Annotated in this window: 10 protein-coding genes; 2 read left to right on the top strand and 8 right to left on the bottom strand. The window is 66.4% G+C overall.

What is annotated here, in order from left to right; translation table 11 throughout:
- The 8 genes from Q0O97_RS16750 to Q0O97_RS16715 form a co-directional block, all read right to left on the bottom strand.
- Positions 1–1,423 (bottom strand): thiamine pyrophosphate-binding protein (locus tag Q0O97_RS16750; RefSeq protein WP_294932071.1); only part of this gene is annotated, 1,423 nt, incomplete at its 3' end.
- Between the two features lie 135 nt (positions 1,424–1,558).
- The gene (locus tag Q0O97_RS16745) at positions 1,559–2,317 is read right to left on the bottom strand and encodes an SDR family NAD(P)-dependent oxidoreductase (RefSeq protein ID WP_294932068.1); all 759 of its coding nucleotides are present in this window, start codon (positions 2,315–2,317) and stop codon (positions 1,559–1,561) included.
- Positions 2,314–3,624, bottom strand: coding sequence for a histidinol dehydrogenase (hisD, locus tag Q0O97_RS16740; RefSeq protein ID WP_294932065.1), 1,311 nt, complete (start codon positions 3,622–3,624; stop codon positions 2,314–2,316). Before hisD ends, Q0O97_RS16745 begins: the two co-directional genes overlap by 4 nt.
- Before the next feature lie 9 nt (positions 3,625–3,633).
- Positions 3,634–4,566 carry a 3-keto-5-aminohexanoate cleavage protein gene (locus Q0O97_RS16735; protein ID WP_294932063.1) on the bottom strand — a complete coding sequence of 311 codons (933 nt, stop codon included), beginning with the start codon at positions 4,564–4,566 and terminating at the stop codon, positions 3,634–3,636.
- Between the two features lie 17 nt (positions 4,567–4,583).
- Positions 4,584–5,519, bottom strand: a complete 936-nt coding sequence (locus Q0O97_RS16730) for a 3-hydroxyacyl-CoA dehydrogenase (RefSeq protein WP_294932060.1) — start codon at positions 5,517–5,519, stop codon at positions 4,584–4,586.
- Positions 5,520–5,527: 8 nt separating this feature from the next.
- Entirely contained in the window at positions 5,528–8,044 is a 2,517-nt protein-coding gene (locus Q0O97_RS16725) for a branched-chain amino acid ABC transporter ATP-binding protein/permease (protein ID WP_294932057.1), read from the bottom strand.
- A gap of 7 nt (positions 8,045–8,051) precedes the next feature.
- On the bottom strand, positions 8,052–8,927 hold the full coding sequence (locus Q0O97_RS16720; RefSeq protein ID WP_294932054.1) for a branched-chain amino acid ABC transporter permease: 876 nt from the start codon (positions 8,925–8,927) through the stop codon (positions 8,052–8,054).
- Positions 8,928–9,003: 76 nt separating this feature from the next.
- Complete coding sequence (locus tag Q0O97_RS16715) at positions 9,004–10,245, bottom strand: ABC transporter substrate-binding protein (RefSeq protein WP_294932051.1); 1,242 nt, start codon at positions 10,243–10,245, stop codon at positions 9,004–9,006.
- A gap of 107 nt (positions 10,246–10,352) precedes the next feature.
- Here Q0O97_RS16715 and Q0O97_RS16710 point away from each other — a divergent pair, with 107 nt between their 5' ends.
- Together Q0O97_RS16710 and Q0O97_RS16705 are read left to right on the top strand one after the other, a co-directional pair.
- Positions 10,353–11,051, top strand: coding sequence for a GntR family transcriptional regulator (locus tag Q0O97_RS16710; protein ID WP_294932048.1), 699 nt, complete (start codon positions 10,353–10,355; stop codon positions 11,049–11,051).
- On the top strand, positions 11,048–11,815 hold the full coding sequence (locus tag Q0O97_RS16705) for an SDR family oxidoreductase (RefSeq protein WP_294932045.1): 768 nt from the start codon (positions 11,048–11,050) through the stop codon (positions 11,813–11,815). The genes Q0O97_RS16710 and Q0O97_RS16705 overlap by 4 nt, the downstream gene beginning before the upstream one ends.
- Positions 11,816–11,879: the final 64 nt, after the last annotated feature.

The following is an 11,879-nucleotide window of genomic DNA, read 5'->3' as shown; positions in this document are numbered from 1 at the left end:
AGTGGCGTTCCTGATGGGCGCGGATCGTGCCGTAGATGCCGTTGTTCAGGACCAGGATGATCGGCTGCGCGCCCGCCTGCATCGAGGTGGCGAGTTCCTGGCAATTCATCTGGAAATCGCCATCGCCCGCAAAACAGACCACCGTGCGGTCGGGAAAGGCCACCTTGGCCGCGATGGCCGCCGGGACGCCGTAACCCATCGCCCCCGATTGCGGCGCAAGCAGCCGCGCCTTGGGTCCGTATTTGTAGAATTTGTTCGGCCAGACGGTGAAATTGCCCGCCCCGTTGGTCAGGATGGCGTCTTCGGGCAGCACCTCGCGCAGATGCGCGGTAGCAGCGACCATATCGACGGGCGATGGCTGGGCGGGGGCGTCGAAGCTGTCGTCGAACGCCTTGCGGGCATCCGCGCGCCAGGCGGCCCAATCGCCCTTGACCGGCGACAGCGCGGCGGCGAAGGCGTTGGGGCCTGCATGGATGCCAAGGGTCGGCTGGTAGATCTTGCCGATCTCGCGGTCCGAGCCGTGGACATGGATCAGCCTTTGCGCCGGAACCGGCACATCCAGCAGCGTATAGCCGTCGGTCGTCATCTCGCCGAAGCGGACATTGACGGCAAGGATCACATCGGCGTTGCGGATCAGCCCCTTGACATGGGCGGGCATGCCCACCCCGGCCTCACCCGCATAGACGGGCGAGAAATTGTCGAACTGGTCCTGATAACGAAAGGCGGCGATGGTCGGAATGTCGCTGGCTTCGGCAAAGCCCTGCAAGGCCGCCTGCCCCGCCCCGGTCCAGTTGCAGCCACCCAGCAGGATCAGCGGGCGCGCGGCGGCGACCAGCAAGGCCAGCGCCTCGGTCACCGCATCGGGCGCGGGGGCGGGTTCGCTGATGCGGGCCGGGCCGGTCAGCGGCGCGGCGTCGGTCAGGTGGGTCAGCATGTCCTCGGGCAGCGCGATCACCACCGGGCCGGGGCGCCCGGTCGTGGCCGTGGTCCAGGCGCGGGCGAGGATTTCGGGGAGACGGTCCACGTCGTCGATCTCGACCGCCCATTTCGCCATCGTGCCGAAAACGGCGCGATAGTCGATTTCCTGAAATGCCTCGCGGCCCTTCATGTCCGTGCCGACCTGGCCCACGAACAGGATCATCGGCGCGGAATCCTGCATCGCCGTATGCACCCCGATCGAGGCATTGGTGACGCCCGGCCCCCGCGTCACGAAACACAGCCCCGGCTGGCCGGTCAGCTTGCCCCAGGCGGCAGCCATGAAAGCCGCGCCGCCTTCGTTGCGGCACAGCACGAAATCAAGCTGGCCCTGCGTATCGTGCAGCGCGTCCAGCACCGCCAGATAGCTTTCGCCGGGAACGCCGAAACCCTTGGCCGCGCCAAGCCCGACAAGGCTTTCCACCAGAAGCTGCCCACCACTGCGCATTGCTGCCCTCCACCGCTGTCGCCTGGGCAATCCTGCCCGGCAAAGCGGCGCGGGAAAACCAAGTTTTATCGTGAATCGACAAGTTTTAGTTGCCGATCACCCCACCGGGATTCATCGCGCAATCGGGGTGCCGCCTTATTCGGCGGTCCAGCCGCCGTCCAGCATCATCGCGCTGCCGGTCATCAGGCCGGACGCATCCGACGCCAGATAAAGCGCCGCCCCGGTGATGTCGCCGACCTGACCGACGCGGCCCAGCTTGATCATGCGCAGGCAATGGTCGCGGAAGGCGGGGTTTTCGAAATAGGGCCTGGTCAGCGGCGTCTCGATGAAGGTCGGGCAGATCGTGTTCACGCGGATGCCCGCGGGCGCAAGCTCGATGGCGCTGGCCTTGGTCAGCCCCTCGATCCCCCATTTCGTCGCGCAATAGACGGAACGGTCCGCCGCGCCGATATGGCCCATCTGCGAGGACATGTTGATGATCGACCCGCCCCGCCCCAGATCCCTCATGCGCCGCGCCACGCTTTGCAGCGCGAAGAAGGCGGCGCGCAGGTTCAGGCCCGCGATGGTGTCGAAGTCTTCCTCGGTGACATCGACCAGCGGGCGGGGGCGGTTGGTGCCCGCGTTGTTGACGAAGATATCCAGCCGGTCCAGCCCTTCGACCAGCGCGCGGAATGCCGCCACGTCGGTCACGTCGCAGGGGATGGCGCGGGCGCTTAGCCCCTGCGCCGCCAGCGCCTCGGCGACATCAGTGATCTCGGCCCCGCTGCGGGCGCAGAGGACGACCTCGGCGCCCGCCTGCGCATAGACCTCGGCGATGGCGCGGCCGATGCCCCGGCCCGCGCCGGTGACCAGCGCGAGCTTGCCCGCCAGCGAGAAATCGGGGATCGGGGTCATTGGGCAGCCTCGCCATAAGGGATATTGTCGCCGCCGTAACGGCGGACGCGGATATTGGCCTGCTCGGCATGGCCGACGAAGCCTTCCAGCATGCACAGGCGCGAGCAATAGCGGCCAATATCCGCCGCCGCCTCGTCGGTCAGGACGCGCTGATAGGTGTGGGTCTTGATGAACTTGCCGACCCACAGCCCGCCGGTATAGCGCCCCGCGCGGCGCGTGGGCAGGGTGTGATTGGTGCCGATCACCTTGTCGCCATTGGCGACATGGGTGCGCGGGCCAAGGAACAGCGCGCCATAGTTCACCATATTGTCCAGATACCAGTCGTCGCGGTCGGTCATTACCTGCACATGCTCGCTGGCAATGTCGTTTGCGACCTGCAACATCTCGTCATGCGTGTCGCACAGGATCACCTCGCCATAGTCGCGCCAGGATGCGGCGGCGGTGGCGGCGGTCGGCAGGATGGCGAGCAGGCGGTCGATCTCGGCCAGCGTGCCCTCGGCCAGCGCGCGGGAATTCGTGACCAGCACGGCGGGCGAGTTGTAGCCGTGTTCGGCCTGCCCCAGCAGGTCGGTCGCGCAAAGCTCGGCGTCGACGGTGTCGTCGGCGATCACCATCGTCTCGGTCGGGCCGGCGAAAAGGTCGATGCCGACGCGCCCGAACAGTTGCCGCTTGGCCTCGGCCACGAAGGCGTTGCCGGGACCGACCAGCATATCGACCGGCGCGATGGTCTCAGTCCCGATCGCCATCGCACCGATGGCCTGGATACCGCCCAGCACATAGATCTCATGCGCACCCGCGAAATGCATGGCGGCGATCACGGCGGCATTGGGCTTGCCCTGAAAGGGCGGCGTCGCGCCGATGATGCGCGGCACCCCCGCGACCGAGGCGGTCAGGATCGACATATGCGCCGAGGCCACCATCGGGAACTTGCCGCCTGGAACATAGCAGCCCACAGCCTGCACGGGGATGTGCCTGTGGCCAAGGATCACGCCCGGCAGGGTCTCGACCTCGACATCCTTCATCGAGTCGCGCTGGATCTGCGCAAAGCCGCGCACCTGCGCCTGCGCAAAGCGGATATCCTCGATCTCGCGCGGGGTCAGGGTCGCGATCAGCGCGTCGATCTGGTCCTGCGACAGGCGGAAGCTGTCGGGGGTGTAGCCGTCGAACTTCGCCGCCATCTCGCGCACGGCGGCATCGCCGCGCGCGGCGATATCGGCCAACGCGGCCTCGACCGTCTCGCGCGTCTGGCGGTCGTCTTCGGTGCGGTCGGCATCGCTGCGGCCGGATTTCAGATAGGTGATCGTCATGGCAGCCCCCTAGAAATTGACCTGATCGCCGCCCTTGAGCGCCAGCAATTCGCGCGCCTCGGCGGAGGTCGCGACCTCAAGGCCCAGCCCTTCGACGATCTGGCGGGCGGCGCGGACCTGCTGGGCGTTGGTTTCCGCCAGACGGCCCTTGCCCGCCCAGAGGTTGTCCTCAAGCCCCACGCGGATATGCCCGCCCATCGCGGCAGACATGGCCGCAATGTTCAACTGATTGCGCCCCGCGCCCAGCACCGACCAGCGGTAATTGTCGCCAAACAGCCGGTCCGCCGTGCGCTTCATGTGCAGCACGTCGTCGGGATGCGCGCCGATGCCGCCCATCAGACCGAACACCGTCTGGATGAACAGCGGCCCCTTGACCAGCCCGCGGTCATGGAAATGCTTGAGGTTGTAAAGGTGCGAGGTGTCGTAGCATTCAAACTCGAACCGCGTCCCGTTCGCGCCAAGCGTGGTCATCACATGTTCGACATCGCCGAAGGTGTTGCGGAAGATGATGTCCTTGTTGCCCAGATAATCCCGTTCCCACTGGTGTTTCAGTTGGGATTCGTAGCGGCTGAGCATCGGGAACAGGCCGAAGTTCATCGTGCCCATGTTCAGCGAGGCAAGCTCGGGCTGGTAATGCTGCGCGGGCTGGATGCGCTCGGCGATGCTCATGGTCGGCGCGCCGCCGGTGGTGATGTTCAAGACCGCATCCGTCGCCTGTTTGATGACGCCGAGGATGGGGCTGAAGGCCTCGACGCTCTGGTCGGGGCGGCCGTCGTCCTCTGCACGGGCGTGCAGGTGGATGACCGCCGCCCCCGCCTCGGCCGCGCCGATGGCCGCGTCGCTGATTTCCGAGGCCGAGACCGGCAGGTGGGGCGACATGGACGGCGTGTGGATCGCGCCCGTCACGGCGCAGGTGATGATGACTTTTCCCTGAAGGCTCATGGGTTTGCTCCTGAAATCTAGTCTTGCGGCTGGTCGGCCAGATGGCGGGCCAGTGCGGCAAGGCGGCTGTCGCGCCAGCCCTGACGGGCGCGGACGGCCTGCGGGGTCGCGGTATCGGGGAAGGCCGCGCCAAGGGTGGCGGCGGCCTCGGGCGTGAAGGCTTCCTCGCGCGCAGCGGTTTCGGCCAGATCGGCCATCATCTGCCCGTAGCGGGTCAGATAGTCCCCCGCCCCGCCGGGCGCGTTGAGGTTGATCGTCTCCATCGGTCCCATGAAGGCCCAACGGCGGCCAAGCCCGTGGCGGATGGTATCGTCGAGGCCCTGCACATCGACATAGCCCTGTTCGATCAGGCGCAGGCTTTCGGCCAGCACCACCGCTTGCAGGCGGTTGAGGATGAAGCCGTCGATCTCGCGCTTCAGGACCACGGGGACCTGACCGGCGCGGGCATAGATGTCGCGGGCGCGGGCGGTCACCGCCGGATCGGTGAAGGGAGCGGGGGCGATTTCCACCACCGGGACCAGATGCGGCGGGTTGACCGGATGGCCGACAAGGCAGCGCGCGGCCCCCGGCAGCCCTTCCGCGAAAGCCGAGGCCATCAGCGCCGAGGAGCTGGACGCAAGGACCACCTCCGGTCCCGCCAACGCGTCCAGCCGGGCGAACAACTCGCGCTTGATCGCCAGAACCTCAGGGCCGCTTTCCTGCACCAGTTCCGCGCCCTCCAGCGCCCCGGCCAGGTCCGGCACGGCGCGGATGCGGGCGGCGGTGGCGTCGGGGTCCGCGCCCGCCTGCCCGAAGGGCGCGGTCTGCGCGATCATGGCGGCGATGTCGCCGTCCAGCCGTTCCAGCACCTGCGGGTCGTGGTCCCAGACCCGGACGTCAAACCCGGCGCGGGCAAAGACAAAGGCCCATGCGCGGCCGATCAGCCCCGCGCCGACGATTGCGATATGCGACATGCGTCCCCCTACATCCACAGCATTTCACGCCGCAGCTCGATATCCTCGGCGATGCGGCGGGATTCGATCTCATGCAGCACGCGGCCACGCTCAAGCACGATGGTGCGGTCCGACAGCGCCAGCGCCAGATCGAGGTTGTGGTCCACGATCACGATCGACAGCCGGTCGCGCAGCTTGTCGAAGGTGCGGAACAGTTGTTCGACCACGGCGGGCGCCAGCCCCTCGAAAGGCTCGTCCAGCAGCAGCACGCGGATATCGCCCGACAGCGCACGGGCGACCGCGGCCATCTGCTGCTCGCCGCCCGACATGCTGTCGGCGGGGGTATCCAGCCGCTCGCGCAGACGGGGGAAGTATTCGAGGATCTCCTCCAGCGACCAATGCGTGCCCTCGCCGGTCTGGCGGCGGATGCGGCCCAGTTCAAGGTTCTCGCGCACGGTCATGCCGGCGAAAAGCCCCCTGCCCTGCGGCACATAGCCGATGCCAAGCCGCGCGATCCGGGCGCTGGACAGGCCCGCAAGCTCATGCTCCATCAGCCGGACCGAACCCGAGGACGGCGCCACGATCCCCGTCACCGCCTTCAGCACCGAGGATTTCCCCGCGCCGTTGCGACCCAGCAGGGCAAGGATCTCACCCTTGTGCAGGTCGAAGCTGACGTCTTGCAGGATGTGGCTTTTTCCGTAATGCAGGTTCACCTTGTCCAGTTGCAGGATCTTTTCCGCCGAGAACTGGCCCTGCCGCGCCGATGCCGCAACCTCGCTGGTGCCCGAGCCGATATAGATGTCGCGCACCTCGCGCGAGTTGCGGGCATCGTCCACCGTGCCATCGACCAGCACCTTGCCGTCGGCCATGACGGTGACGTGATCGGCCAGTTCGAACACGCGGTCGATGTCATGTTCGACCAGCAGGACGGGCAGGCTTTTCGACACGTCCTTGATCAGCAGACCGACCCGTTCGCGTTCGGCCACAGACAGGCCCGCAAGGGGTTCGTCCGCCAGCAGGATGCGCGGCTCGGTCGCCAGTGCAAGGCCAAGGTCCAGCAGCCGCTGCCCGCCATAGGACAGGGAACCGGCGCGCGCGTTCTCCATCCCGGCAAGGCCGACCCAGTTGATCATCTCGGCCACCTTTTCATGGACCGGCGCGATGCTGGCGGTCGAGCGCAGCATCCAGGCCCGGCTGGGGTCGCGGGCCTGAACGGCAAGGCGGATATTCTCGCGCACCGTCAGTTCGGGGAAAAGGTTGGTGATCTGGAAAGACCGCCCCAGCCCGAGATTGGCGATGCGGTCGGCGGATTGGCCGGAAATATCCTGCCCCATGAACGAGACGCTGCCCGCGCTGGTCGGGATCATCCCCGACAGCAGGTTGAAGGCCGTGGTCTTGCCCGCCCCGTTGGGGCCAAGCAGCGCATGAAGCGTGCGGTCCCTGACCCGCAGCGATACGTCGTCCACCGCCTTGATGGCGTTGAAGTTCTTGGAAATCCCTTCCGCCACCAGCACATCGCCGCCACCCCCGTCGCGTTCCGCGATGACGCGGGGCAAGGGATAGTCGCCGGTCCTGCGGTCGGCCATCGCAGCGCCCGTTTCCGGTTCCGGGAAGAAGCGGCGGCGAACCTGCGCGCCGATGCCGATCATGCCCTGCCGCGCAAAGATCACGAAGCCAAGGAAGATCAGGCCGAACCAGAACAGCCAGTTTTCCGTATACATCGACAGGTATTCGCGAAAGAGGATGTAGAACAGCGCCCCAAGCGCCGGTCCCAGGTAGCCGCGCATCCCCCCGATCACCACCATCGCCAGCAACTCGCCCGAGAAGATGATCGACATCGGCTCGGCCGAGGTCATGCGGTTCTTGTAAAGCAGCAGCGCGCCCGCCAGCCCGGTGATCGCGGCCGACAGGATGAACGCCTTCAGCTTGTAGCTGCGCACGTCATAGCCAAGCGCCTGCGCGCGGCCGTCGTTTTCGCGGATCGCCTCAAGCACCGAACCGAAGGGCGATCCCAGCACCCTTTGCAGCAGCGCGATCACGGCGAAAGCCAGCAGCGCCACAAAGACATAGAAGTTGAGGTTGTTGTCCAGCAGCCCCGGACGCTCGATCCCGCCAAGGCCGTTCTCGCCCCCGGTCACGTCGGTCCAGCGGAAGGCAAGCTGAAAGCCCATCGCCGACAGCGCCAGCGTCATCAGCGAGAAATAGACCCCCCGCCGCCGCAGCACCAGAAAGCCGATCACCGCCGCGACCGCTGCGGTGGCAACGACCGCGACGACCAGCGACACCGCCATGCTGGCATTGCCCATCGACCGCGCGGTCAGCCCCGCGACATAGGCCGCCGTCCCGAACCAGACGCCGTGGCCAAAGGACACGAGGCCGGTATAGCCCACCAGCACGTTCAGCCCCATCGCGGCCAGCGCGAAGATCACGACCTCGACCGCGGAATTCGCGCCCAGCCCGATCCGGCCCAGCAGGACCGGCAGCAGCACCAGCGCCACCGCCACGATCAGCAGGTTTCTCACCGCCAGGAAATTTTGAGAAGTCATCTGAAACCTATTCAAAGCGGGTGATGCGTTCGCCCAGCAGCCCGCGCGGGCGCAGGAACAGCACGACGAACATCAGCAGGTAGATGGCCAGCATCGAATATTGCGTATAGCCGATGCCGATCATCAGCCCCTTGACCAGCCCGACCAGCAGCGCGGCGACGACCACGCCCCAAAAGGACCCGAGGCCCCCGATGACCACGACCACGAAGGCCGCCGTCCCGACCTCGACCCCCATCATCGGATGGACGGGTTGCAGGGGCGCCATCAGCACGCCCGCAAGCGCGGCGATGGCGATGGCGATGGCCACGACCGCCGACAGGTAGGGCCGCAGCGAGATCCCCAGCGTGCCCAGGATATCGGGGTTCTGGATGCCCGCCCGCACGATGCGCCCGAAGGCGGTCCTGTTCAGCAGCACCCAGACCGCCGCCACCGTCGCGATGGCGATACCGATCAGGAACAGGCGATAGCGCGAATAGACGAAATCGCCCATGAAGACCTGCCCGCGCAGCTCACCCGGCATGGAATAGGCGCGGGGCGAGGCGCCGAAATACCAGCGCAGGCTCTGCTCGATGATCATGGCAAGCGCGAAGGTCAGCAGCAGCGAATACAGCGGATCCTCGCGGTAGAAGCGGGTGAACAGCGTGCGCTCGACCACCATCGCGACGCCCGCCGCGATCAGCGGACCGGCGACCAGCGCCCCGAAGAATCCGATATGCGGCGTCAGCACCAGCGCCAGATAGGCGCCCAGCGTGAAGAACGCCCCATGCGCGAGGTTGACGATCCCGCCAAGCGAAAAGATCAGCGACAGGCCCAGCGCGATCAGCATGTAATAGAAGCCGTCGAGCAGCCCGTTCAGAAGCTGCGAAAGAAAGATCAGTGTCATGAGGCATCCCCAACATCATGCGAGACGGGCGGGCGCGCCACGCGGACGCGCCCTGCCCTTGCGGGTCATGCGCCGGTCAGAAGGTGCATTCGCCGCCGACCGCGCCCTTGATCAGTTCCTCCAGCCCGACATCGGCGGCAGGCAGCGGCCCCGAGGTGGTGAAGATGTCCCATTCGTTCTGCACCTCGGACGGGTCGAGGGCGGTCACGGCATAGACCTCTTGCAGAAGCTGGTGGGTGGCGGTGTCGAAACGGCCCTTGCGCTCCTTGAGGATGTCGAACTCGCTCGACGGATCTTCCAGGAATTCGATCAGCGCATCGGTATCGGTGCCGCCGGTCTTGGCGATGGCCTCGGCGGCGATGCGCACGGCGATATAGTCGGAATAGGCCTGGTTTTCTGCGGGCCGCCCGTATTTCGCCTGGAACGCCTGCGCAAAGGCCTGCGAGGCGTCGGTCTCGATCTGGTGCGTCCAGATGCAGGGCCATGTGCCCTTGAAATCCTGCGGACCCGTCGCCCATGCGATGGAACTGTTGTAGTCGAAGCCGCCCAGCGGGATCTCCAGCCCGAACTCGCCATATTGCTTCATGAAGCTGGCGCCCGAGGTGCCGGCAAGGTTGATCACGATCAGGTCGGGCTGGGTGTTGCGGATGTTGAGCAGGTGGGATGAGAAATCCGTCGCATCGGTCGGAATCAGCTCATCGCCGACGACCTGCCCGCCGTTGCGTTCCAGGAATCCCAGCGCGCCGTGGCGCAGGTCGTGCCCGAAGGCATAGTCCGAACTGAGGATGAACCACTTCTTGTCCTTCACCATGTCGTTCTGAAGGAAATATTCACCCTCGGCGTTCACATACATGACGTTCTGCGCCTCGGTATGGAACATGGTGCGCTTGCAGTCGCTGCCCCGCAGCGTGTCCGAGTTCGCGCCGGTGTTGATGAACAGCTTGTTCGCCCGCGCCGTCACCTGCGCGATGGACAGCGCCGAGGCCGATGAAATCTCGCCGATGATCATCGCCAGATCGCCGCGCTCGACCATGCGCTCGGCCTTGGTGGTGGCGGTCTGGGGGTTGACGGAATCCTCTTTCACCACGTTCAGCGGGCGGCCGTTGATGCCGCCGGCGGCGTTGATTTCCTCGACGGCAAGGTCCACGGCCATCACCGCATATTCGCCCATCGGACCCAGAAAGCCGGTGCGCGGCGTCAGGTGGCCCAGCACCACCGGATCGCTTTGCGCGCGCAGCAGGCCCGGCGCGGCCAATGTCACAAGCCCCGCCGCCGTTCCCGTCTTCAGCAGCTGTCGGCGGCCAATCGTTCTGATCATGTCTTTTCCTCCCATGAGACTGCGGGGCGGTTGCCTCCTCCGGCTTGACTTCCGGCCCCATCAGTGTGATCACAGATCATACTGGAATCGAAATGGGGCTTTTGTCAATGACCGAACTGAGCAGCCCGCGCCGACCGCTGAAAACCGTGTCCCTGACCGGGCAGGTTTATGATGCGATTGCGGAAATGCTTCTGGACGGCACGCTGAAGCCCGACAGCCGCACCTCGATCCGCGAACTGGGTGAGCATCTGGGCGTCTCGACCATGCCCGTGCGCGAGGCCATCGGGCGGCTGATCGCGCAGGGCGCGCTGGCGATCCAGCGCAACAAGGCGGTGGTGGTGCCGTCGATGACGCCCGACGACCTGCGCGATCTGGTCCGCACCCGCGTCTTGCTGGAATGCGAGGCGGCACGGCTGGCGACCGACCGCATCCCCGAATCCGCCGTCCACCGCATCCGCGAATTGCACGAGCAGTTCAGCCGCGAACTCAGCGCCAACAATCGGGCCGAGGCGCTGATCCTGAACCGCCGCCTGCATTTCACCCTTTACGACGAGGCACGCTCGCCCAGCCTGCACCGGCTGATCGCGATCTCATGGCTGCGGGCGGGGCCGATGATCTCGCTGGACCTCGGCCCGCATAACGCCATCGAGCGCGCCAGCCATTCCATCGACGCCCACGCCCATCTGGTCGAGGCATTGCGGGCGCGCGACCGCGAGGCGGCGGCGGCGGCGATTCGGCTGGACATCACCACGGCGGCCGAGATCATTCTGGAACATCTGGCACATGCAGGGGACAGCCAACCATGACCCACCAACTTGAAGGCCAGCGCGCCATCGTCACCGCCGGCGCATCGGGCATCGGGCGCGCCATCGTGGACGCGATGACCGACGCCGGGATGACGGTCGCGACCTGCGACATCGACAAGGCAGCGCTGGACACGCTGCCCGCAGGGGTCTTCGCCCGACAGGTGGATGTCGCCGACGAGGCCGCGCTGACGGGTTTCATCCGCGACTCCATCGCCCATCTGGGCGGGCTGGACTGCCTGGTCAACAATGCAGGCATCGCCGGGCCGACCGCGCGGATCGAGGACGTGGATTCCGCCGACTGGCGGCGCACGCTGGACATCGTGCTGACCAGCCAGTTCCTGACCGTTTCCGCCGCCGTGGGCGCGCTGCGCGAAAGCGGCAACCCCTCGATCGTCAACCTGTCCTCGGTCGCGGGGCGGGTCGGCTTTGCCCTGCGCACCCCCTATGCCGCCGCGAAATGGGGCGTGATCGGGCTGACGAAATCGCTGGCCATCGAGTTGGGCGACAGCGGCATCCGCGTCAACGCCATCCTGCCCGGCCTCGTCGCCGGGGACCGCCAGCGGCGGGTGCTGGAATCCAAGGCGCAGCAGCGCAGCATCAGCTTCGCCGAGGTCGAGGCGGAAGCCTTCCGCTATACCTCGATCAAGGAATACGTCCCTGCCGAGGCCATCGCGGCGCAGGCGGTCTATCTCGCCTCGCCGCAGGGGCGCTATATCTCGGGACAGGCGATCTCGATCTGCGGCGATACGCGGATGCTGGCCTGAACGGAAAACGGCAAGGGCATGCCCGCCTATCAGGACCTGACCCGGCGCAGCAGCGACATGTGGC

The organism is uncultured Paracoccus sp., assembly GCF_945915435.1.
GTDB lineage: Bacteria > Pseudomonadota > Alphaproteobacteria > Rhodobacterales > Rhodobacteraceae > Paracoccus.
The sequence above is the reverse complement of the archived record's forward strand: the minus strand, read 5'-3'. Positions and strand labels throughout refer to the sequence as shown.